Annotated in this window: 22 protein-coding genes; 11 read left to right on the forward strand and 11 right to left on the reverse strand. The window is 73.2% G+C overall.

Annotated features, from left to right (window positions below; all coding sequences use genetic code 11):
* The first annotated feature begins 628 nt into the window (after positions 1 to 628).
* On the forward strand, positions 629 to 2,389 hold the full coding sequence (gene leuA, locus ACYVPE_RS09720) for a 2-isopropylmalate synthase (protein ID WP_461033056.1): 1,761 nt from the start codon (positions 629 to 631) through the stop codon (positions 2,387 to 2,389).
* Positions 2,390 to 2,482: 93 nt separating this feature from the next.
* Complete coding sequence (locus ACYVPE_RS09725) at positions 2,483 to 3,112, forward strand: TerB family tellurite resistance protein (RefSeq protein ID WP_461033057.1); 630 nt, start codon at positions 2,483 to 2,485, stop codon at positions 3,110 to 3,112.
* Between the two features lie 76 nt (positions 3,113 to 3,188).
* Here ACYVPE_RS09725 and era read toward each other — a convergent pair whose 3' ends face one another.
* From era to ACYVPE_RS09760, 7 genes are all read right to left on the reverse strand, one after another.
* Complete coding sequence (gene era, locus ACYVPE_RS09730; RefSeq protein ID WP_461033058.1) at positions 3,189 to 4,157, reverse strand: GTPase Era; 969 nt, start codon at positions 4,155 to 4,157, stop codon at positions 3,189 to 3,191.
* The gene (locus tag ACYVPE_RS09735) at positions 4,154 to 4,501 is read right to left on the reverse strand and encodes a cytidine deaminase (RefSeq protein ID WP_461033059.1); all 348 of its coding nucleotides are present in this window, start codon (positions 4,499 to 4,501) and stop codon (positions 4,154 to 4,156) included. The genes era and ACYVPE_RS09735 overlap by 4 nt, the downstream gene beginning before the upstream one ends.
* Positions 4,502 to 4,569: 68 nt before the next feature.
* On the reverse strand, positions 4,570 to 5,292 hold the full coding sequence (locus ACYVPE_RS09740; protein ID WP_461033060.1) for a hypothetical protein: 723 nt from the start codon (positions 5,290 to 5,292) through the stop codon (positions 4,570 to 4,572).
* Between the two features lie 218 nt (positions 5,293 to 5,510).
* The gene (locus ACYVPE_RS09745) at positions 5,511 to 6,845 is read right to left on the reverse strand and encodes a hemolysin family protein (RefSeq protein WP_461033061.1); all 1,335 of its coding nucleotides are present in this window, start codon (positions 6,843 to 6,845) and stop codon (positions 5,511 to 5,513) included.
* Positions 6,842 to 7,339, reverse strand: a complete 498-nt coding sequence (ybeY, locus tag ACYVPE_RS09750; protein WP_461033062.1) for an rRNA maturation RNase YbeY — start codon at positions 7,337 to 7,339, stop codon at positions 6,842 to 6,844. Before ybeY ends, ACYVPE_RS09745 begins: the two co-directional genes overlap by 4 nt.
* 12 nt (positions 7,340 to 7,351) lie before the next feature.
* Positions 7,352 to 8,365, reverse strand: a complete 1,014-nt coding sequence (locus ACYVPE_RS09755) for a PhoH family protein (protein WP_461033063.1) — start codon at positions 8,363 to 8,365, stop codon at positions 7,352 to 7,354.
* A gap of 162 nt (positions 8,366 to 8,527) precedes the next feature.
* Positions 8,528 to 9,691: a carbohydrate kinase family protein gene (locus tag ACYVPE_RS09760; RefSeq protein WP_461033064.1), complete on the reverse strand. Its 1,164-nt coding sequence runs from the start codon at positions 9,689 to 9,691 to the stop codon at positions 8,528 to 8,530.
* Positions 9,692 to 9,741: 50 nt separating this feature from the next.
* On the opposite strand from ACYVPE_RS09760, the gene ACYVPE_RS09765 reads away from it, so the two are divergent.
* Complete coding sequence (locus tag ACYVPE_RS09765; RefSeq protein ID WP_461033065.1) at positions 9,742 to 11,103, forward strand: family 4 glycosyl hydrolase; 1,362 nt, start codon at positions 9,742 to 9,744, stop codon at positions 11,101 to 11,103.
* Between the two features lie 734 nt (positions 11,104 to 11,837).
* On the opposite strand, the gene ACYVPE_RS09770 is transcribed toward ACYVPE_RS09765, so the two are convergent.
* The 3 genes from ACYVPE_RS09770 to ACYVPE_RS09780 all read right to left on the reverse strand — a co-directional run bounded on the left by ACYVPE_RS09770 (position 11,838) and on the right by ACYVPE_RS09780 (position 15,914).
* A complete protein-coding gene (locus tag ACYVPE_RS09770; protein WP_461033066.1) occupies positions 11,838 to 13,034 on the reverse strand; it encodes a M20 metallopeptidase family protein in 1,197 nt (398 codons plus the stop codon).
* Positions 13,035 to 13,074: 40 nt separating this feature from the next.
* Positions 13,075 to 14,526 carry an FtsW/RodA/SpoVE family cell cycle protein gene (locus tag ACYVPE_RS09775; RefSeq protein WP_461033147.1) on the reverse strand — a complete coding sequence of 484 codons (1,452 nt, stop codon included), beginning with the start codon at positions 14,524 to 14,526 and terminating at the stop codon, positions 13,075 to 13,077.
* 116 nt (positions 14,527 to 14,642) lie between these two features.
* A complete protein-coding gene (locus ACYVPE_RS09780; RefSeq protein ID WP_461033067.1) occupies positions 14,643 to 15,914 on the reverse strand; it encodes a M6 family metalloprotease domain-containing protein in 1,272 nt (423 codons plus the stop codon).
* A 436-nt stretch (positions 15,915 to 16,350) separates the two neighbouring features.
* On the opposite strand from ACYVPE_RS09780, the gene ACYVPE_RS09785 reads away from it, so the two are divergent.
* The 8 genes from ACYVPE_RS09785 to ACYVPE_RS09820 all read left to right on the forward strand — a co-directional run bounded on the left by ACYVPE_RS09785 (position 16,351) and on the right by ACYVPE_RS09820 (position 26,007).
* Complete coding sequence (locus ACYVPE_RS09785) at positions 16,351 to 17,364, forward strand: sigma-70 family RNA polymerase sigma factor (RefSeq protein ID WP_461033068.1); 1,014 nt, start codon at positions 16,351 to 16,353, stop codon at positions 17,362 to 17,364.
* 260 nt (positions 17,365 to 17,624) lie between these two features.
* Positions 17,625 to 18,272 carry a TetR/AcrR family transcriptional regulator gene (locus ACYVPE_RS09790; RefSeq protein WP_461033148.1) on the forward strand — a complete coding sequence of 216 codons (648 nt, stop codon included), beginning with the start codon at positions 17,625 to 17,627 and terminating at the stop codon, positions 18,270 to 18,272.
* Positions 18,273 to 18,448: 176 nt separating this feature from the next.
* Positions 18,449 to 19,954 carry an MFS transporter gene (locus ACYVPE_RS09795; protein ID WP_461033069.1) on the forward strand — a complete coding sequence of 502 codons (1,506 nt, stop codon included), beginning with the start codon at positions 18,449 to 18,451 and terminating at the stop codon, positions 19,952 to 19,954.
* A gap of 226 nt (positions 19,955 to 20,180) precedes the next feature.
* The gene (locus tag ACYVPE_RS09800; RefSeq protein WP_461033070.1) at positions 20,181 to 20,942 is read left to right on the forward strand and encodes a DeoR/GlpR family DNA-binding transcription regulator; all 762 of its coding nucleotides are present in this window, start codon (positions 20,181 to 20,183) and stop codon (positions 20,940 to 20,942) included.
* Positions 20,939 to 21,898 (forward strand): 1-phosphofructokinase, encoded by a 960-nt coding sequence (pfkB, locus tag ACYVPE_RS09805; protein ID WP_461033071.1) that lies wholly within the window; start codon positions 20,939 to 20,941, stop codon positions 21,896 to 21,898. The genes ACYVPE_RS09800 and pfkB overlap by 4 nt, the downstream gene beginning before the upstream one ends.
* On the forward strand, positions 21,895 to 24,027 hold the full coding sequence (locus ACYVPE_RS09810; protein WP_461033072.1) for a PTS fructose transporter subunit IIABC: 2,133 nt from the start codon (positions 21,895 to 21,897) through the stop codon (positions 24,025 to 24,027). The genes pfkB and ACYVPE_RS09810 overlap by 4 nt, the downstream gene beginning before the upstream one ends.
* A gap of 153 nt (positions 24,028 to 24,180) precedes the next feature.
* A complete protein-coding gene (locus tag ACYVPE_RS09815) occupies positions 24,181 to 25,137 on the forward strand; it encodes an acyl-ACP desaturase (protein ID WP_461033073.1) in 957 nt (318 codons plus the stop codon).
* Between the two features lie 198 nt (positions 25,138 to 25,335).
* Positions 25,336 to 26,007: an AMP-binding protein gene (locus ACYVPE_RS09820; RefSeq protein WP_461033074.1), complete on the forward strand. Its 672-nt coding sequence runs from the start codon at positions 25,336 to 25,338 to the stop codon at positions 26,005 to 26,007.
* Between the two features lie 44 nt (positions 26,008 to 26,051).
* On the opposite strand, the gene mscL is transcribed toward ACYVPE_RS09820, so the two are convergent.
* Positions 26,052 to 26,582: a large conductance mechanosensitive channel protein MscL gene (gene mscL / locus ACYVPE_RS09825; RefSeq protein WP_461033075.1), complete on the reverse strand. Its 531-nt coding sequence runs from the start codon at positions 26,580 to 26,582 to the stop codon at positions 26,052 to 26,054.
* Positions 26,583 to 26,691: the final 109 nt, after the last annotated feature.

Below are 26,691 nucleotides of genomic sequence, written 5' to 3' on the forward strand. Positions count from 1 at the left end.
GGGGGTGGGTGCCCCGCGCTTCGCGCGGGGTTTTCCCCACCCACCCGCCCCTTTCCGCGCTCCGCGCGGTGGGGGCCCCGGCCGGGGGCCGAGGGCGGCTTCGCCGCCCGGCCCTCCGGGCCACGGGCCCGGGCCTCGCGGGGCTGCGCCCCGCCAGGGGGCGGGCCCGTTGGCCCGGCCCTTGGCGGTTGCGCCCCGCTAGGGGCACGCGGGCCCGGCCTTCGGCGGCTTCGCCGCCGGGCCGCAGGCCCGCTGCCGCGCAAGGCCACCCTCCCCCAGCCTGGCGGCTGGGGGAGGGTGGGCGCGGCACGGCCGCAGGCCAGCACGGCCGCGCGCAGCGCGCGCCGCCCTCGCGCGGAGCGCGGAACGTAAAGGGCGGGTGGGTGGGGGGAGAGCCGTCTCGGATGGTGATACGGGCGTGGCGGACTCGTCCGCCCGCGTTAGGCTGGCCAGGCGATGCGTTTCGGGATCCTTCTCCTTAGCCGCCGCGGCGAGGGTCTGTAGTCACGTCAGTCACGTCACCAGGCCGACCCCCTCCCCGCGGAGTCTGGTGCTGCCCGTCGGCCTTTCCGATCACGATCCCCGATCAAGATCCCCGATCCACGAGCCGTCGCAGGAGACCGCCACCATGAGCGCCACCGGCAAGCCGACCCCGCTGACCAATGCCACCGTCCGCCAGCAGGCGTCCGGCATGCCCATCCATCGGTATCGGCCGTTCGAGGCCGTCGAGATCGCCGACCGGGTCTGGCCGACCCGTCGCGTCACCGCCGCGCCGCGCTGGCTGTCGACGGATCTGCGGGACGGCAACCAGGCCCTGATCGACCCGATGTCCCCGGTTCGCAAGCGGGCGATGTTCGACCTGCTGGTACGGATGGGCTACAAGGAGATCGAGGTCGGCTTCCCGGCCTCAGGTCAGACCGACTTCGACTTCGTGCGGTCGATCATCGAAGAGGGCGCGATCCCCGAGGACGTCACGATCTCCGTGCTGACCCAGGCGCGTGAGGAGCTGATCGAGCGCACCGTGGAGGCGCTGGTCGGCGCTCCGCGGGCCACCGTGCACCTGTACAACGCGACCGCGCCCACCTTCCGCCGGGTCGTCTTCCGCGGCAGCCGGGACGACGTGCGGGGGATCGCGGTGGACGGCACCCGCATGGTGTTGAAGTGCGCCGAGAAGCTGCTGGACGACCGGACGGTGTTCGGTTACCAGTACAGCCCGGAGATCTTCACCGACACCGAGCTGGACTTCGCGCTGGAGGTCTGCGAGGCGGTGATGGACGTGTGGCAGCCGGAGTCCGGCCGCGAGATCATCCTGAACCTGCCGGCGACCGTGGAGCGTTCGACGCCTTCGACGCACGCCGACCGGTTCGAGTGGATGTCGCGGAACCTGTCGCGCCGCGAGTTCGTGTGTCTGTCCACGCACCCGCACAACGACCGCGGCACGGCGGTCGCGGCCGCCGAGCTGGCGTTGATGGCCGGCGCCGACCGGGTGGAGGGCTGTCTGTTCGGGCAGGGCGAGCGCACCGGCAACGTCGACCTGGTGACGCTGGGCATGAACCTGTTCTCGCAGGGCGTCGACCCGCAGATCGACTTCTCGAACATCGACGAGGTCCGCCGTACCTGGGAGTACTGCAACCAGATGGAGATCTCGCCGCGCCACCCCTACGTGGGCGACCTGGTCTACACCTCCTTCTCCGGCTCCCACCAGGACGCCATCAAGAAGGGCTTCGAGGCGATGGCCGACGAGGCCGCGGCGGCCGGCGTCGGCGTGGACGAGCTGACCTGGGACGTGCCGTACCTGCCGATCGACCCGAAGGACGTGGGCCGCTCCTACGAGGCGGTGATCCGGGTCAACTCGCAGTCCGGCAAGGGCGGCGTGGCGTACGTGCTGAAGAACGACCACAAGCTGGACCTGCCGCGTCGGATGCAGGTGGAGTTCTCGCGGATCATCCAGGAGAAGACGGACGCGGAGGGCGGCGAGGTCACGCCGGCGCAGATCTGGGAGACCTTCTCCGACGAGTACCTGCCGGGCGTCACCGGCTGGGGCCGGATCGCGCTGCGCGACGCGCACGCGTCGACGTCGTCAGAGGGCGCGGACGCGCTGACCGTGGAGGCCGTGGTGGACGGCGTCGACACGGTGCTGACGGGCACGGGCAACGGTCCGCTGGCCGCCTTCTTCGACGCGCTGGGCTCGGCTGGCGTGGTCGCCGACGACGTGCGGCTGCTGGACTACGTCGAGCACACGATGAGCGAGGGCGCCGGCGCGAAGGCCGCGGCGTACATCGAGTGCGCGGTCGGTGACCGGGTGCTGTGGGGCGTGGGCATCGACGGCAACATCGTCCGTGCCTCGCTGAAGGCCGTGGTATCCGCGGTGAACCGGGCCGCTCGCTGACGTTCTTTGTGCTACGGAGTACTGACGCCCGCCCTGAAGTGTGGCTAACATCACGCGAACGGCAATGTTGCCAGTGGGTGACGGAGGTACGGCGTGGTGCGCTCCAGGGTGGCAGGCGTCCGCACGGCTTGGCGGGTGATCGACGACGGCGACTTCTTCTGCGCCGCGTGTGGCGGGGACCGCTGTTACCAGCGGCTTGCGGGCCGGCGGCGGCTGACGCTGCTCGGTGTGCCGGTGCTGCCGCGCGGTGCGGCGGATCCCGTCGTCGAGTGCGCGTCGTGCCGTGGCCACTTTCCCTTGGAGACGCTGGCCCGGCCGACGACCACCCGGCTCGCGGCCCTGCTGAGGGACGCGGTGCACGCGATCGCCCTGGCGCTGCTGGCGGCGGACGGCGGCTCGTCGGCCGTCGCCCGCCGCGGCGCGGTGGCGTCCGTCCGGGCCGCGGGCTTCCCCGACTGTACGGAGGAGCGGCTGCTGACGCTGCGGGCGGCGATGGCCTGCCGGCAGCCGGCGCGGCTCGACGAGGAGATGTGGGAGGCGCTGGCCGCCCTCACCCCCCACCTGTCGGTGCCCGGCCGCGAGAACCTGCTGCTGCACGGGGCGCGTGTCGCTTTAAGCGACGGCCCCTACAACGCGGCCGAGCACGAACTGCTGACGACGATCGGCGAGGCGCTCGAGCTGCCGGTCACGGACACCGAGCGGCTGCTGGCGGCGCAGTCCTGACGACCGGCCGCCTGACGACCGGCCGCCGGGCTCCCGGCCGCCGGGCTTCCGGCCGTCTGGCGACTGGCCGCCGGCGTCAGAAGCCGAGGCGGCGCAGCTGCTTGGGGTCACGCTGCCAGTCCTTGGCTACCTTCACGTGCAGGTCGAGGAAGACGGGCGTGCCGAGCAGCGCCTCGATCTGCTTGCGGGCCTTGGTGCCGACCTCCCGCAGCCGCTGGCCCTTGGGGCCGATCACGATGCCCTTCTGGCTGGTCCGCTCGATGAAGAGGTTGGCGTGGATGTCGAGCAGCGGGCGGTCCGCCGGCCGGTCCTCGCGGGGCAGCATCTCCTCGACGACGACGGCGATGGAGTGCGGCAGCTCGTCCCGCACGCCCTCCAGCGCGGCCTCCCTGATCAGCTCGGCGATCATGACCTGCTCCGGCTCGTCCGTGAGGTCGCCCTCCGGGTAGAGCGGCGGGCCCTCGGGCAGCAGCGGCACCAGCAGGTCGGCGAGCAGTGACACCTGCTGGTCGGCGACGGCCGAGACGGGCACGATCTGCGCCCACTCGAGGCCGATCTCCTTGCCCAACTGGTCGACGGCGATGAGCTGTTCGACCAGCTCCTCGGAGGTCACCAGGTCGGTCTTGGTGACCACGGCGATCTTGGGGGTGCGGTGGATTCCGGCCAGTTCGCGGGCGATGTAGCGGTCGCCAGGGCCGATCTTCTCGTTCGCGGGCAGGCAGAAGCCGATCGCGTCGACCTCGGCCCAGGTGGCGCGGACGACGTCGTTGAGCCGCTGGCCGAGCAGGGTGCGCGGCTTGTGCAGCCCGGGGGTGTCGACCAGCACCAGCTGGGCGTCCGGGCGGTGCACGATGCCGCGGACGCTGTGCCGGGTGGTCTGTGGGCGGTTGGAGGTGATCGCGACCTTGGTGCCGACCAGTGCGTTGGTCAGCGTCGACTTGCCGGCGTTGGGGCGGCCGACGAAGCAGGCGAAGCCGGAACGGTAGTCGTCCGGGACGGCGGCGAAGGCGTCGCCGAGGGAATCGGGAAACTCAGGGGTGCTCATGACGCGGGGATCGTCGCACGAAGCCCGCCGTCCGGGCCAGCCAGCAGGACAGGGGTGCCGGCGCCGCCGAGGTCGCGGACGGCGGCGAGGTCGTCGGTGGGCAGCGCGTCGGCGGCCGTGACGACGGCCGCGGCCTCCAGGGAGGCGGCGCCGCTGGACGCCGCCAGCACCACGGCGGCGCGCAGCGCGCTCAGCCGCAGCGAGTCGAGGGCGACGGTGGTGGCCACGTAGGTGCGGCCGGTCTCGTCCCTGACCGCCGCTCCCTCGGGCACGCCGTTGCGGGCCCTGGCGCTGCGCGCCAGAGTGATGATCTTGGTGTCCTCGGGGTCAACGGCGTCTGTCATGCCCCCGAGCTTAACGGGGCCGTTCGGGGGAACCGGCCGAAGTGCGGCGTGCGGTCGGAGGTCGGAGGTCAGAGGTCCGTGGTGCCCGGCTGGTCCTGGCGGGGCGCGGGCGAACGGCCGTCGCAGACCTGTTCCAGCTTGCGCACGGCCCGGTCGGCGATGTCCGCGACGTCGCCGGTGCCGCTGTCGTCGCGGCCGGCCTGCGCCACCCGCACCAGGTGGGCGCCGACGCGGGCGACGACGAGGTCGGCGACGACCTTGGTCTCGCCGCTCTCGCCCTCCTCGGCCTGCCGGTTGAACCGGATGGCGGTGCTGTCCTCGCCGACCTCGTCGACGTCCAGCGCGGCCGCCTGGTACGCGATGGACGAGTCGCCGCCCGGCGAGCCCTCGCGGGTGTGGATGGTGGCGCACTCGGACGTGGCCTCGCGCAGCCCGTCGAGCGCGCCGCGGGCGGCGTCCTCGTCCTCGTGGGACGCGACGACCGTGGTGACGAAGGGCCCGCTGCGGGTCTTGGCGAAGCCGGCGCTGGCCTTGGTGTCCTCGGCGCTGTCGAACAGCTCCCGGCACTCGCGCTCGGTCGGCTCCGGCACGCCGAAGCCGCGCTCGCGGGCCGAGCGGGCGCTGTCGCTCGCCCAGCCCTCGGGGAAGTCGACGGCGTCGAGCAGCGCGGCGCGGAGCTCCTTCTCGGAGAGCGCGCCGCCGGCCGGTGGCCGGCCCGGCACGACGGCGGTGGCCGCCAGGACCACGGCGGCGACGACGGCTATCCGCAGATGCGAGTACATGGCTCCCATGGCGCCACCGGAACGGCGCGGCGGCCACCGTCGTGGGGCCGTTGGAGTGACGGACCCTGGGCGGGCGGCCTTGCCCGACGGCCCCTGCCGCGGGTGCCGCAGCCGCCGAAGGCCGGCCCCTGGCTGACCAGAGGCGTGGCCGTCGGCAGGCGGGCCCGCCAGGGCCTGCCTCCTCCCGCGCGAAGCGCGGACGAAGCGCGGGTGGGTGGGGGAAACCCTCAGGCCGAGTCGGGCGGCTCCGCGGGGTGGGTGGTGGTGGGGACGGGTTGGACCAGGACGCGGTCGATGCGGTTGCGGCGGCCGACGGGGGGTTCCGCGGTCAGGCGGAGCGCGCTCGGGAGCTTCTGGTCCTCCCTCGTGGCCTGCTCGGCCGTGACCGACACCTCGGCGCTCGCGCCGGCGATCGGGACGCGGCCGAGGGCCTTGGCGAGCAGGCCGCCGACCGTCTCGACGTCCTCGTCGTCGAGCCGCAACCCGTACAGCTCGCCGAGTGCGCCGAGGTCGAGGCGGGCGGTGACGCGGTGGATGTTGTCGCCCAGGTCCTCGACGGGTGGCAGCTCGGTGTCGTACTCGTCGGTGATCTCGCCGACGATCTCCTCGAGGATGTCCTCGATGGTGACCAGGCCCGCCGTGCCGCCGTACTCGTCGATGACGACCGCGACGTGGATGTGGTCCCGCTGCATCTCCCGCAGCAGGTCGCCCGCGTTCTTCGTGTCGGGCACGAAGGTGGCGGGCCGCATCAGCGTCTCGACGAGCTCGGCCTCGGCCTCCCGCTTGATGTGCACCGCGCGGGAGAGGTCCTTGAGGTAGACGACGCCGACGATGTCGTCGTCGCTCTCGCCGGTGACCGGGATCCGGGAGAAGCCGGAGCGCAGCGCCAGCGCGAGGCCCTGGCGGATGGTCTTGTGGCGGTCCATGGAGATCAGGTCGGTGCGCGGGACCATCACCTCGCGCACCAGGGTGTCGCCGAGTTCGAAGACGGAGTGCACCATGCGGCGCTCCTCGTCCTCGATGAGGGACTCCCGCTCCGCCAGGTCGACCATGGCGCGCAGTTCGGCCTCGGAGGCGAACGGGCCGCGGCGGAAGCCCTTGCCGGGGGTGAGCGCGTTGCCCAGCAGGATCAGCAGCTGGGTGACGGGGCCGAGGACCCGGCCGAGCGGCATCAGCACGTAGGCGGCGACGGTGGTGGTCGTCAGCGGGTGCTGGCGGCCGATGGTGCGCGGCGAGACGCCGATGGCGACGAAGGACAGCAGCACCATGACGCCGAACGCGACGGCCAGTGCCTGCCATATCCGGTCGAACTCCTGGAGGCAGGCGTAGGCCACCAGGACGGCGGCCGCCATCTCGCTGCAGACGCGGAGCAGCAGGGCCAGGTTGAGGTAGCGGGTGGGGTCGGCGGCGAGGACGGCGAGCCGGGCGGCGCCGCGGCGGCCGGCGCGCTTGGCCTCCTCGGCGCGGAAGCTGGTGACGACGGCCAGGCCGGCCTCCGCGCAGGAGGACAGCCAGGCCAGCGCCAGCAGGCCGATGACGGAGAGCAGCGTGATGGTGGTCATGTCGTGGTGGGGGCCGGTGAGGGGCCGGTCAGGCCGTGCTCGGCGCGCCAGCCGTCGACGATGGCCTTCTGGAGGCCGAACATCTCCACCTTCTCGTCGGGCTCCTCGTGGTCGTAGCCGAGGAGGTGCAGCACGCCGTGCACGGTGAGGAGTTGGAGTTCCGCGTCCATGGAGTGCCTGGTGGGGGCGGCGGCGCCCTGTCGGATCGCCACCTGGGGGCAGAGGACGACGTCCCCGAGGAGGCCCTGCACGGGCTCCTCGTCGTCCTTGATCGGCGGGCGGAGCTCGTCCATCGGGAAGGACATCACGTCGGTGGGGCCCGGCAGGTCCATCCACTGGAGGTGGAGCTGCTCCATGGCGGCCTCGTCGACCGCGATCACCGACAGTTCGGAGAGCGGGTGGATGCGCATTCTGGCCAGGGCGTACCTGGCGATGTCGAGAACGGCCCGTTCGTCGATCTCCAGGCCGGACTCGTTGTTGACCTCGATCGCCATGATGTGCGGCGGCTACTTTCCGTTCCGGTCGTCGAAGCGTTCATAGGCGTCCACGATGCGGCCGACCAGCTTGTGGCGGACCACGTCCTGGCTGGTGAGCCGGGAGAAGTGGACGTCGTCGACGCCGTCCAGGATGTCCTGGACCTGGCGGAGGCCGCTCTTCGTGCCGCCGGGCAGGTCGACCTGGGTGACGTCGCCGGTGATCACGATCTTGGATTCGAAGCCGAGCCTGGTGAGGAACATCTTCATCTGCTCGGGGTTCGTGTTCTGCGCCTCGTCCAGGATGATGAACGCGTCGTTGAGGGTGCGGCCGCGCATGTAGGCGAGCGGGGCGACCTCGATGGTGCCGGCGCTGAGCAGCCGCGGGATGGAGTCGGGGTCGAGCATGTCGTGCAGCGCGTCGTAGAGCGGCCGCAGGTAGGGGTCGATCTTCTCGTAGAGCGTGCCGGGCAGGAAGCCGAGCCGCTCGCCGGCCTCGACGGCCGGCCGGGTGAGGATGATCCGGTTGACCCGCTTGGACTGGAGCGCCTGCACGGCCTTGGCCATGGCCAGGTACGTCTTGCCGGTGCCGGCGGGGCCGATGCCGAAGACGATGGTGTGCGTGTCGATGGCGTCGACGTAGCGCTTCTGGTTGAGGGTCTTGGGGCGGATCGTCTTGCCGCGGTTGGACAGGATGTTCTGGGTGAGCACCTGGGCCGGGCTGGCGTCGCCGTCGCCCTCGGAGCCGCGCAGCATGGCGATGGAGCGCTCGACGGCGTCCTCGGTGAGCGGCTGGCCGGTGCGCAGCACCAGCATCATCTCGTCGAACAGGCGCTGCACGAGCTGGACTTCGGCCTCGTCGCCGGTGGCACGGATCTCGTTGCCACGGACGTGGATGTCGGTGGCGGGGAACGCCTTCTCGATGACGCGCAGCAGCGCGTCTCCGGAGCCCAGGACCGTGACCATCGGGTGCTTCGCCGGGACGGTGAACCGGGCGGTAGCCTCGGCGGCTCGGGCCGCCGGCTGGTGTGTGGGTGTCTGCGTCATGGGTGGCCGCTAGCCGGCCTGCTCATCCCTCTCTGAACTGACAGCGGTGCGGTACGGGACTTCCGAAGGCCAGGGTACGACGCCCGGCGGGCGTATCCCCAGGAAATTACCCAGTGCGATCGGCGCTGTTCGCGATGGTCTTGACAGCGTGCTCACGGGCCCTCACCCACGGAAGCCGAGGGTGGGCACGGCGCGGCGGCGGGGCCAGGTGGGGGCGGGCCCGGGCAGCAGCTCGGACAGGAAGGCGTAGCGGCTGAGCTCGGGGGCGAGCCGGCGGATCGGTGGGGTGAGCGTGTGGACCCGCCGCCACCAGGCGGCGACCTCGCCCCAGCCGGGCGCGGAGAGCGAGCCGCCGAACTCCTGGACGGAGAGGGCGGCGGTGAGCCCGGCGAGCGCCAGCCGGTCGGCCAGCGGCCAGCCGGCCAGGGTGCCGGTGACGAAGCCGGCCACGAAGACGTCCCCGGCGCCTGTGGTGTCGAGGGCCTCGACGACGATGGCGGGCACCTCGGCGGTCTCGCCGGTGCGCCCGTCCGCCGCGTAGGCGCCCTCGGCGCCCATGGTGACGACGGCCAGCGGCACCCGCTCCGTGAGGGCGCGGGCGGCGGCCCTCGGGCACTCGGTGCGGGTGTAGCGCATCGCCTCGGCGGCGTTGGGCAGGAACGCCTCGCAGTGCGCCAGGTCGGGCAGTTCGGCCAGCTCCCACGCCCCGGTGTCGTCCCAGCCGACGTCGCCGAAGACCAGGGCGCCGGCGGCGGCCGCCTCGCCGATCCACTCCTGGGGCTGCCCGGGGCGCAGCGAGGCGACGCAGGAGCGGGCCCTGGGGGGCGGCGGCACGGCGGGGACGACGGGCGGCGCGGCCTCGTCGATGGGTGGGCCGGTCGGCGGGCCCCACGGGGGTGGCGCCTCGTGGCCGTGCGAGACCATGGTGCGCTCGCCCTCGTAGGCCATGGACACGGTGACCGGGGAGTGCCAGCCGGGGACGGTGCGGGAGCGGGAGAGGTCGATGCCCTCGCCGCGCTCCAGCGTCTCCCAGCAGTACTCGCCGTACTTGTCGTCGCCGAAGGCGGCGGCGAGCGAGGTGCGGAGCCCGAGCCTGGCGAGCGCGGTGGCCATGTTGGCCACCCCGCCGGGGCTCGAACCCATGCCGCGTGCCCAGGACTCGGTGCCGCGCACGGGCGCCGATTCGAGGCCGGTGAAGACGATGTCGAGGAAGACCGTGCCGGTCAGGTAGACGTCGTAGTCGGGGTCGGTCGGGGCGCGTTGCCCGGCGAGGGGGTCGAACGCGCTGGCCGGCCGGGGCTGGTCGTTGTCGGTCACGTGCGTCACGCTGTGCTCCCGGGCATGGTGGCCTTCTCCTCTACGGTACGTTCCGGGCCATGAGGCTCACGATCATCGGCGGCGGCGGATTCCGCGTTCCCCTGGTATACCGGGCACTACTGACAGTCAGCCCGGGCGATACACCTGATCGGGTGAGGGAACGCCCTTCCGAGGTGACGCTGTCCGAGGTGACGCTGTTCGATTCGGATCCGGTGCGGGCCAGGGCGATCGCCTCGGTGCTGGCGGCGCAGGCCGTGGGCGTCGAGGACGCGCCCGCGGTGCGGATCGCGACCGACCTCGACGACGCGCTGCGCGGCGCCGACTTCGTGTTCTGCGCGATGCGGGTGGGCGGCACGGCCGGCCGGGTGCGGGACGAGCGGGTGCCGCTCGCCGAGGGCGTGTTGGGCCAGGAGACGGTGGGCGCCGGCGGCGTGCTCTACGGGCTGCGGACGGTGCCGGTGGCGCTGCGGATCGCGGACCGGATGCGGGCGGTCGCCCCCGACGCCTGGCTGATCAACTTCACCAACCCGGCCGGGATGGTGACGGAGGCCATGGCCAGCCGGCTGGGACACCGGGTGATCGGCATCTGCGACTCCCCCGTCGGCCTGGTACGACGCGCGGCCCGGGCGGCCGGCGCCGACCCGGCGGCCGTCGGCTACGGCTACATCGGGCTCAACCACCTGGGCTGGCTGCTGTCGTTGACGCTGCGCGGCCGCGACCTGCTGCCCGGGCTGCTCGCCGACGACGCGGCGCTCGCCTCGTTCGAGGAGGGCCGGCTCTTCGGCGCCGACTGGCTGCGGTCGCTCGGCGCCCTGCCCAACGAGTACCTGCACTACTACTACGCGGCCCGCGAGACGCTGACCGCCGCCCGCGAGGCGGCCGAGACCAGGGGCGAGTTCCTCGACCGGCAGCAGGGCGCGTTCTTCGACGAGGCGGCGCGGGCGGCGACGCCCGAGCTGGCGCTGGCGGCGTGGGAACGCACCCGCCTGGAGCGCGAGGAGACGTACGGCGCGGAGTCCCGCGCGGCCAGCGGCGGGGGCGCCCGCGACGCGTGCGACCTGGCGGGCGGCGGTTACGAGCGGGTCGCCCTCGACCTGATGCACGCCATCGCCGGCGACCGCCGCACCCGGCTGATCCTCAACGTCCGCAACGGCGGCTCGGTGCCGGCGCTGCCGGACGACGCGATCATCGAGACCGTCTGCGAGGTGGACGCGCACGGGGCGCATCCGGTGCCGTGCGTGCTGCCGGGGCTCGCGGAGATCGGCCTGATGCTCCAGGTCAAGGCCGTCGAACGGGCCACGATCGAGGCGGCGACGACGCGGTCGCGCGCGGCGGGGGTGCGCGCGTTGGCGCTGCATCCGCTGGTCGACTCGACGGGCGTGGCCTCCCGGATCATCGCCGCGTCGGGCTGGCCCTCCTGAGGGTTTTCCCCCACCCGCCCGCCCGTTCTTCCGCGCTTCGCGCGGGTGGGCCCTGGCGGGCCGGACCGGCCTGCGGCGGCTGTGCCGTGGGGCGGGTGCGCCGCGGGGCGGGGCGGGGCGGGTGCGCCGGGGGGTGGGTGTCCCGCGCTTCGCGCGGGGTTTTCCCCACCCACCCGCCCTTTCTCGCGCTCCGCGCGGTCGGCGTCTGCGCCGCGGGGCCCCGTGTGTGGGGCTGGGGCCCCCCGCCCACCGGCCCTTTCGTGCGCGCTGCGCACCGGGAGCGCGTCGCGGGAGGGCGCCCACCCACCCGCCCTCTTCGCGCAACGCGCGGTTGACGGCTGCGCCGCCGGCCGCCCGCGCAGGGCTGGGAACTCCCCACCCACTCGCCCTTGTTGCACTCCGCGCGGTCGGCGGCTGTACCGCCCGGGGCCGCAGGGCGCAACGATGCGGCTCCGCCGCCGTTGGCCCTGCCGGGCGCGGGTGGACGGGCGGGGAACCCAACCTGCCGGGCCCGGAGGGCCGGCCCGCGCGGCACGGAGACTCGGCGCGAAGCGCCAGAACGCGCTCCCCGCGGGGGAGACCCCGGGGGGGCGAGCGGGCTGGGCCCGGACCGCCGGTCACCCGGCCGCGACGTCGCCGCGCGGAGCGCCGGCGGCGCCGGCGGCGCCGGCGGCGCCCGGCCCCAGGCGCAGCCGCACCGAAGGGCGGGTGGGTGGGGAAAACCCCGCGCGCGGCTAACCCACGGCCGTGGTCAACCGCCTGACGGCCAGTTCGGCGTAGAGCGCCGCCCCCGCCGGCAACACCGATTCGTCGAAGGTCGCGAGCGGCGAGTGGTTGGCCGGGGCGGATTCGGGCGCGGCGCCCGTCGGCGTGGCGCCGAGGAAGACCATCGCGCCGGGGATCTCGTCGACGACCCGGGAGAAGTCCTCCGCGCCCGGGATGGGGTTCTCCAGCGGCGCGTACCGTTCCTCGCCCATCGCCTCGCGGACCGTGTCCGCCGCGAACGCGGCCTCCGCGGCGTCGTTGACGGTGACGGGGTACTGCTCGTTGAACTCGGCCGTCACCTCCAGGCCGTGCGCCGCGGCTATGCCCTGGCAGACGGCGACGGTGCCTTCCCTGAGCCGGGCGAGGGAGGCCGCCGAGAAGGAGCGGACGGTGGCCGAGAAGGTGGCGGTGTCCGGGATGATGTTGGTCGCCGTGCCGGCCCGGAAGGTGCCGACCGTGATCACCACCGGGTCGAAGATGTCGAAGGCGCGGGTGGCGTACGTCTGGAGCGCGGTGACCATCTCGCACGCCGCCGGGATCGGGTCCTTGGCGCGGTGCGGCAGCGAGCCGTGGCCGCCGGCGCCGCGCACCGTCACGTTCAGCACGTTGGACGAGGCGAGCAGCGGGCCGCCGCGGCCGGTGAAGACGCCGGTCGGGTAGGTGTGGGACATGACGTGCAGGGCGTAGGCGGCGACCGGCCGCTGCCCCGTCGCGTCCAGGACGCCCTCGGCGAGCATCCGGCCGGCGCCGTCGTAGCCCTCCTCGCCCGGCTGGAACATGAACACCACGTCGCCGGCGAGCCGGTCCCGGTGGGCGGCGAGCAGCCGGGCCGCGCCGGCCAGCATGGTCGTGTGCAGGTCGTGGCCGCAGGCGTGCATCCGCTCCTCGGGGGCGGCGAACGGCAGCCCGGTGCGTTCGGCGACGGGCAGCGCGTCCATGTCGCCGCGCAGCAGCACGGTCGGTCCCGGGGTGGCGCCGCGCAGCACGGCGGTGACGGAGGTGAGGGAGTCGCCGGTGGTGACGTCGAGCGGCAGGCCGTCGAGGGCCGCGAGCACCGTCTCCTGGGTGCGGGGGAGGTCGAGGCCGACCTCGGGGACGGCGTGGAGTCGGCGGCGGAGGTGGGTGAGGTCGTCGGCGAGGGCGTTCGCGTCGTCGAGGAGGTTCATCGTTGCTGCATACCCCGCCGGGGCGCGCGCGGGCAATGGGTCAGAAGATCTCGGGGCGGGCCGGGTTGGCGTGGATGCGTGGGGTGATGATCGTGGCGTGGCCCTCGGGTTCGGTCGACGCCTTGCCCGCGCTGTCGCTGATCCGGATCAGGAGGGCGACCAGCAGCCAGTTGGCGACCGTGGACGAGCCGCCCTGGGAGAGGAACGGCAGCGCCTTGCCGGTGAGCGGGATCAGGCCCGTCACGCCGCCGGCGACCACGAAGACCTGGAGTGCGAGCACGGTGGCCAGGCCGGCGGCGAGCAGTTTGCCGAACGGGTCGGTGACGGCGATGGCGGTGGCGAGGCCGCGCTGGATGAGCAGCACGTAGAGCAGGATGACCAGCGTCATCCCGGCCAGACCGAGTTCCTCGCCGACGGTGGCGAGGATGAAGTCGCTGCGGCCGGCGAAGCCGACGAGGTACGAGTTGCCCTGGCCGAGGCCGGTGCCGGTGAGGTGTCCCGCGCCGAAACTGAACAGGGCCTCGGCCGACTGGTCGGAGATCAGCCCGGGCGGGCGCTCCTCCGGGGGCAGGTAGATCGCCATCGGGTCGAGCCACGCCTGGACGCGGGCCTTGACGTGCGGCTGGGTGGTGGCGACGAAGAGCGTGCCGGCGGCGGCCATCAGCCCGCCGAGCACCACCCAGCTGATGCGCTCGGTGGCGATGTAGAGCATGACGATGAAGACGCCGAAGAAGATCAGCGAGGTGCCCAGGTCGCGCTCGTAGAACAGCACGACCAGGCTGACGCCCCACACCACGAGCACCGGTCCCGCGTTGCGGCCGCGGGGCAGGGCGAGGCCGAGGAAGCGGCGGCCGACGAGGGCGAGGGCGTCGCGGTTGGCCATCAGGTAGCTGGCGAAGAACACGACGATCATGACCTTGACGAACTCGCCGGGCTGGAGCGAGAGGCCGCCGACGTTGATCCACCGCTTGGCGCCGAACTGGTCGGCGCCGAAGAACGCGGGGGCCATCAGCAGGAGCAGGGCGACGGCCATGCCGAGGTAGGTGTAGCGCTGGAGCAGCCGGTGGTGGCGGAGCACGACCAGGGTGGCGACGAGCAGGACGACGGCGAGCACGGTCCAGGTGACCTGGTCGGGGGCGACGGGCTGGGACTGGTAGTCGCTGGCCGGGTAGTGGAGGGCGTAGGAGCGGTCGAGCCGGTCCATGAGCACCAGGCCGAGGCCGGTGAGCAGCACGGTGGTCGGCAGCAGCAGCGGGTCGGCGTAGCGGGCGAGGGCGCGGACGGCGAGGTGGGCGAGGAGGGCGACGGCGGCGAGGCCGCCGGCGTAGCCGGGGAGGCCGGAGGGTGGCCGGTCGTCGAGGGCGAGGCCGACGGCGGCGTGGCCGAAGACGACGATGAAGAGGGCGAGGAGGAGCAGGCCGAGCTCCGTGTTGCGGCGGTGCGCGATCCACCGCCGGACCTCGGCGTCCACGACGAACCCGCGTTGCCGCATCTCCCGCTCGCCCTCCCCCGGGCCCCTCGCCCGCACCCGCAGCTCCCCGAGCCCACGTCGGGTTCCGTCGCCGCGCGCGGCGCTGACCGGCAACCTACCCGTGGCGGGGGCCCGCGTCACCAGCGGGTGACGCGTATCCGGTGCCGCCCGTCGGGGTCGGCGTCGAGGATGTGGACGCTGACCCGGGCCTCGGGGTCGCGGAAGGTCTCGCCCGGGACGAAGGGGGCGTCGGTGAGCTCGGCGGTCACCTGCGGGTCGGGGTTCGGCTGGCAGCCGGGGCTCTCGGGGGTGGCGTCGGCGACGCGGACGGGGCCGAGGCCGCTGCCCGTCTCGGTGCTGATGCGGGAGATCAGGACGCCGGGGCGGCAGACGACGTCGTCGAGGCCGCCGGGGGCGCGCACCTCGATGGCGAGCGCCTCGTGGTCGCCGGTGCGGACGGCCACCAGGCGGGTGCCCTCGGTGCCGGGGGTGCTGAGAGGGGTGAGAACGTGTTCGGTGGTGGCGTGTGCCGCGACGCAGTCGACCTGGTCGGCGGCGAGCCAGCCGAGCTTCCACTTGTGCCAGGCGAGGAAGTCGTTGCCGGGGCCCCAGTCCTGCTCCATCACGTCCCAGTGGCCGGCGAGCGGCGCGGGGGCGGGGGCGGTGTCGGTCCAGTAGAGGTCGGGGAGGCCGAAGACGTGGCCGTTCTCGTGGACCAGGACGCGGTAGGGGTCACCCGGCTGGTGTGACCAGATGAAGCTGACGTTGCGCAGCTCGCCGCCGTCGGCGGTGGCGACCAGGGGGCGTCCGGGGAAGGTGACGGACAGCACCTGTTCGGTGGCCGGGGGGCCCGCGTCGGGGGTGGCGAGGACGTTGAGCAGGTCGTAGTCGGCGAAGCCGGTGAAGTCGGGGTCGTCCTCGAGGGCGTCGACTATCTCGCGGAGGAGGCGGTTGTAGCCCTGGTCGTCGTCGGGGCGCCAGCCGGCGCCCCGGTCTATGCCGTAGTCCTCGAAGGGCTGTGACATCCGCAGCCAGTGGTGCAGGGGGACGGCGCGGTAGGCGAGGCGGCCGTAGGAGCTGGCGGCGAAGTGGTCGGCGGTGGCCGGGAAGAACTCGTCGAACCGTTCGCGGGTGCTGATGTCGGCCTCGCTGTCGGGGAAGTCGACGAAGACGGTGAGGGCCGTGACGTCACCGGTCGCGGGTGCGAATCCGGGGGTGGCGCCGATGGTCTCGGTCAGCCCCTCGGCCAGGCTGGGGTGCGCCTCCGGGGCGCAGTCGGTGGCCGTGGTCGCGCCCGCCGCGGGGGTGCCGGTGAGCGGGATGACCGCGGTGCCGGGCGTGCTGCCGAGGAGGAGGGCGAGTGACCCTCCGGCGGCGAGCGCGGCCCGGCGGCCGGGTATGTGCGGCATGCGTCCACGATGGGACCGCGAATCGGCGGGGCGCCCGTGGAGTGACGCGTTCGGGTGGCGGGTACCCGAGGGGTCCGGCGGGGCGGATGACGCGCTCGGGGTGCTGGAGGCCGGAGGGGGCGCGTGCGTGGAGCGCGTGTTCGGCGCGGGGGGTGCCCGGGGGGCGGGGTGGCGTCAGGCGCAACTTTGCGGGGGCGTTGTTCGTCTTGAGGGATGTGGGAGCGATGTCCCACGACGACCTGGGGGGCTGGGGCAGTGGGGCAGGGTACTGCATCGCCGATAAAAAGATGCACCGCTTGGGAATTCTGTCCGGATTCCCGTCGTTGATTCGTTACGGATGCGGGAGGCAAGGGGGCGTCCCGGTCCTGGTCCGACAAGGACCTCCGTTTTTGAGCGGTTCGAGTGGAAACTGATCACTTCGCAAGGGAGCACGCGTATGGCAACCCGTGCCGTCGCCCGGCGTTCGGACACCGATGGCAGTGTCGAGACGACGGGCAGTGTCCGGTCCAGCGCAGGCAGCGATGCCACGGAGCGCGACCTGGTCGGGATGTATCTGGATGAGATAGCCCGCACCCCGCTGCTTGACGCGGCGAAGGAGGTCGAGCTCTCCCTCGCGATCGAAGCCGGTCTGTATGCGGAGCACATTCTCGCGGGCGAGGAGGAGCCGGTCCGGGGTGGCGCCGCGGCGTCGGCCTCGGAGGACGAGCTGAAGGAGCTCGTCCGGGCCGGCGAGCGCGCCAAGGATGTGTTCATCCGTTCCAACCTGCGGCTGGTCGTGGCGGTCGCGCGGCGGTACCCGAGGAGCGGGCTGCCGCTGCTCGACCTGATCCAGGAGGGCAACGCCGGCCTGGTCCGGGCCGTGGAGAAGTTCGACTACAGCAAGGGATTCAAGTTCTCGACGTACGCGACGTGGTGGATCAGGCAGGCCATCACGCGGTCGATAGCCGACCAGTCGCGCACCATCCGGCTGCCCGTCCACCTGGTCGAGGAGCTCGGCCGGATCCGGCGGGTGCAGCGGGAGTTCAACCGTGAGCACGGCCGCGAGCCGGAGCCCACGGAGGTGGCGAAGGAGCTGGGCTCGACGCCGGAGCGCGTCCAGGACGTGTTGGACTGGGCTCGCGATCCGGTCAGCCTGAACATGTCGGTGGACGACGAGGGCGAGACGCAGTTCGGTGACCTCCTCGAGGACACCTCGGCGTCCACGCCTGAGCAGTCGGTGCTGGTGATGATGCGCCGGGAGGGTCTGGAAGACCTGATCGGCCGCCTCGACCCGCGCACCGCGGCCATCATCAGGGCGCGGTACGGCATCGAGGACGGCCGGGAGCGCACGCTCACCGAGGTGGGCAAGCAGCACGGCCTCACCCGGGAGCGGATCCGCCAGATCGAGAAGCACGCGCTCCTCGAGCTGAAGAAGATGGCCAACGACTCGGGCTTCGACGCGGCGGCGTGACGGCGGCCGCGCACCGGCCGGGAGCTGAACAGCGAGAGACCGTGAGCCTCGGCGCCGAGGGCGGCGCCGAGGCTTTGTGACGCGCGGAAACCCTCGGGCTTCCCCCCTCCCCCCTCGTGTGACCCAGAACACACCGGGCCGCGAAATAACCGGGGAGGGCTTCTCCGTTTGAACCATTGTCCGACGCAACCGGGGAGCGGATCCCCGGTTGTTCACCGCGGCGCCGACCGGCGTTCGCACACGGGGTTCCAGGGAGCGGCATCGTGAGCACCATCGCCAACGCCAGCGCGCCACGCCTGCGCGCCGACGCCCTGCGCAACCGTGAGCGCATCCTCGTCGCGGCCCGAGAGACCTTCGTCCGCCACGGGGTGGACGCGCCCCTGGACGAAATCGCTCGACGCGCCGGAGTCGGCAATGCCACCCTGTACCGTCACTTTCCCGACCGGAAGTCGCTCCTACTCCATGTCCTGCTCTATGTGAACCAACGGATCATCGACCTGGTCGAGAAGTCCCTGACCGAGGAGTCCGACCCCTTCGAGGCCCTGCGCGGCCTCGTGCTCAGCGGGGTCCGGGAGCGGGTGGGCGGCCTCTCGCCGCTGCTCGCCACCGAGGTCGACCACGAGGACCCGCTCCTCAAGGCCAGCAAGCGCCGGATGCACGAGGTGACCGAGCGGCTGATCCAGCGGGCCCACGCGTCGGGACAACTACGGCCCGACGTGGGCCCTGGAGACCTGATGATCGCGATCGTCCGGCTCACCCTGCCGCTGCCGGGATCGGCCTGCGGGGGCAGTGACGACCTGGCCATGCGCCATCTGGAGATCTTCCTCGACGGGCTCCGCACTCCGGCACGCAGCGAGCTGCCGGGCCCGCCGAGGACCCTCGGGGACCTCAAGGACGAGTTCTGCTGACCCAAGCGCCGCGCGGCTGACGCCGCCCGGACCAGAGCAACCGCCGCAGCGGCGCGGCGATGAGTTTCCCCTCCCATCCGGGTCTGCCTCGGTGAAGGCGCGCCCTTGGGAGCCATTTACCGCGATAAATCACCGCACCAAGCCACCGCATCAACCAACCGTGAGGTACCACCCCTATGCCACCCCAAGCCGCTGTCAGCCCCGCTGACAGCGTTCCCGACCCGAGGCGCTGGACGGCGCTGATATTCATCGCCATCGCGCAGCTGATGGTCGTCCTCGACGGCACCGTGGTGAACATCGCGCTGCCGTGGGCCCAGCAGGACCTCGACATCAGCCAGGCCAACACGCAGTGGGTGATCACCTCCTACGCGCTGGCCTTCGGTGGACTGCTGCTCTTCGGCGGCCGCATAGCCGACCTGTGGGGCCGGCAGCGCACCTTCGTCGTCGGCCTGATCGGCTTCGCGCTCGCCTCCGCCCTGGGCGGCGCGGCCACCAACCAGGCCATGCTGTTCGGCTCCCGCGCCCTGCAGGGCGTCTTCGGCGCGCTGCTCGCGCCCGCCGCGCTCTCGCTGCTGACCGTGCTCTTCACGGACACCAAGGAGCGCGCCAAGGCGTTCGGCGTCTACGGCGCCATCGCCGGTGCCGGCGCGGCCGTCGGCCTGCTGCTCGGCGGCACGCTCACCGAGTACCTGGACTGGCGCTGGACGTTCTACGTGAACATCCCGTTCGCCGTGGTCGCCGCCATCGGCGCCGTCATGGTGATCCGCGAGCCCGAGTCGGCCCGCAACCACTCGCGTCTCGACATCCCCGGCGTGATCCTCGCCTCCACCGGCCTCGTCGCCCTGGTCTACGGGTTCACCCGGGCCGAGCACGAGGGCTGGGGCGAAAGCGTCACGGTGACGATGTTCGTCCTCTCCGCGGTGCTGCTCGCGCTGTTCGTCCTCGTCGAGAACCGCACGAAGGCGCCGCTGCTGCCGCTGCGGGTCATCACCGACCGGAACCGGGGCGGCGCGTACCTCGCGCTCGGCCTGGCGATCATCGGCATGTTCGGTCTGTTCCTGTTCCTGACCTACTACCTCCAGGTGGTGCGCGGATACTCCCCGGTCAAGACCGGCTTCGCGTTCCTGCCGATGGTGGTGGGCATGGTGATCGGCTCGACGCAGATCGGCGCCCGCTTCGTGACGCGGGTGGCCCCGCGCAACCTGATGGTGCCCGGCCTGCTGACCGCCTCGCTCGGCATGCTGCTGCTGACCCAGATGAGCCTGGACAGCTCCTACGCCGGGCTGCTGATGCCGGCCATGGTGCTGCTCGGCCTGGGCATGGGCACGTCGTTCATGCCGGCCATGAGCCTGTCCACGGCGGGCGTGCGCCCGACCGACGCCGGTGTGGCGTCGGCCATGGTGAACGTGTCGCAGCAGGTGGGCGGCGCGATCGGCATCGCGGCACTGAACACGATCGCCACCAGCGCCACCACCGCGTACGCGGAGGAGAACGGGGTGCTCCCGATCGACCCGGCCGCGATGGTGGAGGGCTTCACCTCCGCGATCTGGTGGGCCTTCGGCATCCTGGTGGGCGCCGCTGTGGTCGCCGGCCTGCTGATCAACAGCAAGGGCCCGCAGGCCAGCCCCGAGGGCGAGAAGGGTCTGGGCGAGGCGGACCCGGTTCCGGTGATGGCGCACTGAGCCGTCCGGTTCCCCGGGCTCCGTCCCCTCCTTACGGTCCTCTGGGATCGGCCACCGGCCCCGCGGCATCAGCCGCGGGGCCGGTGGCCGTTTCGGGGAATCCCGGGAAGCCGCGGAAGCCCGGTTACGCCCGACCTGTTTCCGGATCTGTTTACTTTGTCGCACCACGGGCGTAACATCCGACCTCAACCGCAGACATCCGGGCAGAGATCGGACAGAAACACAGATGTACGCACCCGAGCGGCAGCAGGCGATCCTCCGGCTCGCCAGGGAGCGCGGCCGGGCCGAGGTCCTCGCCCTCGCCGACGAGTTCCAGGTCACCGCCGAGACGATCAGGCGCGACCTGAAGACCCTGGTGAAGGCCGGCGTGCTGCGCCGGGTGCACGGCGGCGCGATCCCCGTGGGCCGGCTCGACTTCGAACCCGACCTCACCGAGCGCGAGGCGACGGCCGTCGCCGAGAAGGAGCGCATCGCGCTCGCCGCCCTCGCCGAACTGCCAGAAGAGGGCAGCGTGATCCTCGACGCCGGCACCACCACGGCGGCGCTCGCCGCCGCCCTGCCGTTGGACTCCGCGCTCACCGTCGTCACCCACGCGCTGCCGCTGGCCGCCCGGCTCGCCGACCACCCGGGCATCGAACTGCACGTGGTCGGCGGCCGGGTCAGGCACCGCACCCGGGCCGCCGTCGACGCCTGGGCGCTGCGCACCTACGGCGAGATCACGGCCGACGTGGTCTTCCTCGCCACCAACGGTTTCGGCCCCGAATCCGGGCTCACCACCCCCGACCTCGCCGAGGCCGCGGTGAAGCGGACGCTGATCGGCGCCGCCCGCCGCGTGGTGCTGCTCGCCGACTCCCGGAAGTTCGGCCAGGAGCACTTCGCCAGGTTCGGCGCGCTGCGCCAGGTCGACGTGCTGATCACCGACCCCGGGCTCGGGGACGCCGACGCCCGCGCCATCGAGGCGACCGGCACGGAGGTGCGACGCGCGTGATCCTCACCGTCACCCCCAACCCGAGCCTGGACCGGGCCTACGAGATCCCGGCGCTGGAGCGCGGCGCCGTGCTGCGCGCCGGCGGCGACCGCGTCGACCCGGGCGGCAAGGGCGTCAACGTCTCCCGCGCGGTGGCCGCGGCCAGCCACCGCACCACCGCCGTGGTGCCGCTCGGCGGCCCGGAGGGCGCCCTGCTCGCGCAGCTGCTGACCGGGCAGGGCATCGAGGTGGCGGCCGTGCCGATCGCCGGCCGCACCCGGGTCAACATCTCGGCCGTCGAGCCGGACGGCACCCTCACCAAGCTCAACGCGGCCGGCCCCCGGCTGACCGCGGCCGAGAGCGAGGCGCTGCTCGAGGCCGCCGGCGAGCACGCCGCGGCCGCCGCCTGGACGGCCTGCTGCGGCAGCCTGCCGCGCGGGCTCGACGACGCCTGGTACGCGCGGCTCGTGGCCCGCACCCATCGGGCCGGCGCCCGGATCGCGCTGGACACCTCGGGCCCCGCGCTGCTGCGGGCGCTCGCCGAGCGGCCGGACGTGATCAAGCCCAACGCCGAGGAGCTGGCCGCCGCGGTGGGCCGGGACCTGGCCACCGTCGGCGAGGCCGCCAAGGCCGCCGAGGAGCTGCGCGAGGCCGGCGCGGGCGCCGTGCTCGCCAGCCTGGGCGCGGCTGGCCAGCTGCTCGTCGACGACTCCGGGCTGTACTTCGGCACCGCGCCGGTCGACGCCGTGCTCGGCGAAGTCGGCGCGGGCGACGCCTCCCTCGCCGGGTTCCTCAGCGCCGCCGGCCGCGGCCCGGCGGCGCTCGCCGCCGTGCTGGCGCACGGCGCGGCCGCCGAGCAGCTGCCGGGCAGCTCGATGCCCACCCCGGCCGACCTGCGTCCCGACGCGGTCACCGTGACCACCGACCCACCCCTCGACCTCCCCCTCCCCCGCCCCGCCAATGGAGCCGTGCGATGAGCCAGTTGATCACCCCGGATCTGGTCGACCTCGACCTGACCGCCACCACCAGGGAGGCGGCGTCCCGCGCGCTGGCCGAGCGGCTCGCCGCCGCCGGCCGCCTGACCGACCTCGACGGTTTCCTGGCCGACGTGGCGGCCCGCGAGGAGCAGATGCCGACCGGCCTGGACGGCGGCATCGGCATCCCGCACTGCCGTAGCGCGCACGTCACCGAGCCGAGCCTGGCCTTCGGACGCGCCGCCCACGGCATCGACTTCGGCGCGGCCGACGGCCCCGCCGACCTGATCTTCCTGATCGCCGCCCCCGCCGGCGCGGACGAGGACCACCTGACGATCCTCTCCGCCCTGGCCCGCCAACTGATGCGGCCCGAGTTCACGGCGGCCCTGCGGGCGGCGACGACCGCCGAGGAGGCCGCCGCGCTGATAGCCGCGGACGAGGCGGAGCCCCCAGCGCCCGCCGAAGGCGGGACCGCGGTGGCTGGTGGCGCAGGAGCCGATGATGTGCCCCGCGCCGGCAGCGACGCCGCCCCGGCCTCGGCGGCCGCCGGCCGGGACGCCGAAGGCGCCGCGGCGGCCGGCGGTGACCGATCCCTCCGGCAGGAGGACCCGCAGGAGGGCCCGTTCAGGGTGGTCGCCGTCACCTCCTGCCCGACCGGGATCGCGCACACCTACATGGCCGCCGAGTCGTTGGAACGCGTGGCCGCCGACGAGGGCGTGGAGATCACCGTCGAGACCCAGGGCTCGGCCGGGTTCGAGCGGCTCGCGCCGGAGATCGTCGCCGCCGCCGACGCGGTGATCCTCGCGCACGACGTCGAGGTCAGGGAGAAGCACCGGTTCGCCGGGAAGCCCACCGTGGACGTCGGCGTCAAGGCCGCCATCAGCCGGCCGGCCGAACTCCTCGCCGAGGCCCGGGAGAAGGCGGCCCGTGGCGAGGTCACCGCGCCGGACGACGCACCGCGGGCGCCGCTGGACCGGACCGGGGAGCCCGGTGACCACTTCGGCACCCGGCTGCGCAAGTGGCTGATGACCGGTGTCAGTTACATGGTGCCGTTCGTCGCGGCCGGCGGCCTGCTGATCGCCCTGGCCTTCGCGATCGGCGGCTACGAGATCAACGGGGCGCCCTCCGTCGCCGACCACTTCGTGTGGACCGAGGCCGACAGCTGGGCCGCCCTGATGTTCCAGATCGGCGGCGCCGCCTTCGGCTTCCTGATCCCCGTGCTCGCCGGATACATCGCCTACGGCATGGCCGACCGACCAGGGCTCGTGCCCGGCTTCGTGGGCGGCGCCATCGCCGTCACCATCAACGCCGGCTTCCTCGGCGGCCTCGCCGCCGGCCTGCTGGCCGGCGCGGTGGTGATGGGCATCCAGCGGGTGCGCATCCCGCCGGTGCTGCGCGGCATCATGCCGGTGGTGGTGATCCCGCTGATCTCCGCGGCGGTGGTCGGCTTCCTGATGTTCATCGTGGTGGGCAAGCCGATCGCGCAGGCCCAGGAGGCACTGACCGACTGGCTCGGCGACCTCAGCGGCACCAACGCCGTGCTGCTCGGCGTGCTGCTCGGCCTGATGATGTGCTTCGACCTGGGCGGCCCGGTCAACAAGGTGGCCTACGCCTTCGCCACCGGCGGCATCGCGGTGGCCGACCCCACCAAGGCCAGCCTGGAGATCATGGCGACCGTGATGGCCGCCGGCATGGTTCCGCCGCTGGGCATGGCCCTGGCCACCACCGTGCGCGGGCGGCTGTTCACGCCGACCGAGCGGGAGAACGGCAAGGCCGCCTGGGTGCTCGGCGCGTCCTTCATCAGCGAGGGCGCCATCCCGTTCGCCGCGGCCGACCCGCTGCGGGTCATCCCCTCGGCGATGGCCGGCGGCGCGGTCACCGGCGCGCTGTCGATGGCGTTCGGCAGCACACTGCGGGCCCCGCACGGCGGCGTCTTCGTGGTGCCGCTGGTCGGCAGCCCGGTGGCGTACCTGCTGGCCATCGCCGCCGGCACGCTCGTCACCACGACACTCGTGGTGCTGCTGAAGGGGCGCCGGGCCGGCGGGCCCGACGGCAAAGCCGGCGACGGCGGGGCCGCCGCCCCGGCGCCGAAGCCGACCGAGGAACGCGTGGCGGCCACGACCGCGGCCTGACCGGGGCCCGGGGCGCCCCGGGTAGACCGGTACAGGTGAAATCGGGTGGCCGCCGTCACCCGGCCGGGTCATCGGCCCGGCCGGGCGGCGGCGCGCGGTGATAGCCCTGTGCCAGGGCGGCCGGCGACCGGCCGCACGCGCGTGGGGAGAAACATGGATCAGCGCCCGGGATCCCGCGAGGACGCCCGCCTGCTCTCGGATCTGGAACCCGTCGTCGCCAGGGCGCTGGACACGCACCTGCGGAACGCGGAGGACTGGTACCCGCACGAGTACGTCCCGTGGAGCGAGGGGGCCGACTTCGACGGGGTGCTCGGCGGCCTGGCCTGGGAGCCCGGGCAGCAGCGGCTGAGCGACGCGGCCAGGGACGGCCTCGTGCACAACCTGCTCAGCGAGGACAACCTGCCGAGCTACCACCGGGTGATCGCCGAGCTGTTCTCGCTGGACGGCGCCTGGGGGACCTGGGTGCACCGGTGGACCGTGGAGGAGGGCCGGCACGGGATGGCCATCCGGGACTACCTGCTCGTCACCCGCTCCGCCGACCCCGTGGCGCTGGAACGCGACCGGGCGGCCCACGTGCAGAGCGGCTACGAGATCGACTACCGGGGCGACGTGCTGGCCTCGCTGGTCTACGTGACGCTCCAGGAGCTCGGCACCCGGATCTCCTACCGCAACATCCGCCGGCTGTGCGGCGAGCCCGCCTGCGAGGCGATACTCCACCGCATCGCGCGGGACGAGAACCGCCACATGCTGTTCTACCGGACGGTGCTGGCGGCGGCGATGGAGCTCGACCCCGACCGGACGGTGCGGGCACTCGCCGACGTGGTGGACAGCATCAGGCGCCCCGGGCACGGCGCCCCCGGCTTCGGCCGACTCGCCCGATCGATGGCGAGGTCCGGCATCTACACCCCCGTGACGCACCACGACGAGGTGCTGCTGCCCGTCGTGCGCTTCCTGCGGGTCTTCGAGGCGACCGGGCTCGGCCCCGAGGGGGAGCGGGCGAGGAACCGGCTGTCCAGCCTGCTCGACCGCTCCGCCGAGCAGGCCATCCGCTTCGCCCGCCTCCAGGAGCGGATCGCCAGGCTGCCGGCAGGGACCGCCGCACGGGCCTGACCCGGTTGCCGTGCACACGACGGGGGCGGGAGCATGGAAGGGCCGGTGCCCCCGGACGCGCGCGGACGCTTCGGGGTCACCGGTCGCACGCCCCCACCGGCTCCCGGGGCGCCGCGCCGGCCGCCCGCGAAACGCCGGCACTCGCCCGTCCAGCGGACGTTTATCGGACATCAATCCCGGGCAACGAGGCTGCCTCTCATGTCCGGAGATCAACACGGCAAGGGCGGCGGGTTCCGCCCGGCCGATGTGCTCAACCATGCCCAACTGCTGCGGCAGGGTGAGCAAGCCGCCCTCATGCTGACCAGACTCGGGGTGCGCGGCGGCGATCCCGTGGCGGTGCTGTTGCCCATGTGCCTGGAGTCGGTGGTGATCACTCTGGCCTGCATCCGCGTCGACGCCCAGCGCATCACGCTGCCGATCGGCGACCACGAGGGCTACGTGCGGCACCGAATAGCCAGCTCCGGCGCGGGCGTGGTGGTCACCGCCGACTCCTACGCGGCCGAGGGGCGCCCCATCCAGGTCAAGGCCGGTCTCGACCGGGCCCTGACCGGCTGCCCCGAGGTGCGCTCCGTGGTGGTGGTGCCGCAGTTCGCCCGGCCGGTGCCCTGGACGCCCGACCGCGACCTGTGGTGGCACGAGGGGCTGGCCGGCAGACGGCTGCCGACCGGGCCTTACCCTGAGGACATGAGCAGCAGCCCGCCCCCCGGAGAGCACCGGGAGGAGCCGCCGGCCGACCGGCTGGTCTTCGACGACCCGCTCCAGCACCGCTCGGCGGACGACAGCGACGACGGGTGGGGCGACCACTCGCCGCAGGACGTGGCCCGCGATCTGGCCCGCTTCGTGAACGAGAAGCCGCCGCACCACCTGTGACGCCCGCCGGGGCGCGCGCCCCACGGCGGCCCCAGCTGCCCCGGCTACTCCTTGGCGAGCCCGTCCCCACGGTCCTGGCCTTCGGCCGGGGCCGCCGGCGGCTCCGGGTCGCCGGAGCGCTGCGCGCCCACGGTGGCCATGGGACGGCCGGTGCGCCTGGCGATCAGCTCGTCCCGGATCTCGATGAGCAGATCCAGCTCGGTCGGCGTCGGCGCGGCCGCCTCGGCCTCCTGCTGCCCGCCCTTCAGCCGGGCCATGAACCTGGTCAGCGGCAGAATCATCAGGAAGTAGACGACGGCGGCCGTGATCAGGAACGTCAGCGAGGCGCTGATCACCGAACCCCAGCGGATCGCGACCCCGCCGCCGCCCGAGCACTCGCCACGCAGGCAGAGCTCGTAGGCGCTGAGGTCCTGGGTGCCGAAGGCACCGATGACCGGGTTGATCACGCCTTCCACCATCGCGTTCACGATGTTGGTGAAGGCCGCGCCGATCACGACCGCGACCGCCAGTTCCAACACGTTCCCGCGCATCAGGAAGTCCCTGAATCCGCCGAGGACGCCCGCGGCTCCTGCCACGACGCCCTGCCTCCCCTCGCTCACCGCTCCACCTCTCTCCGACCCGGCCCGTGCTGACGGCCCGGCCGATCCGACACACATTGCGCGCCACACGCTGCATCAGTGGTGG

The organism is Streptomyces mayteni (genome assembly GCF_054783955.1).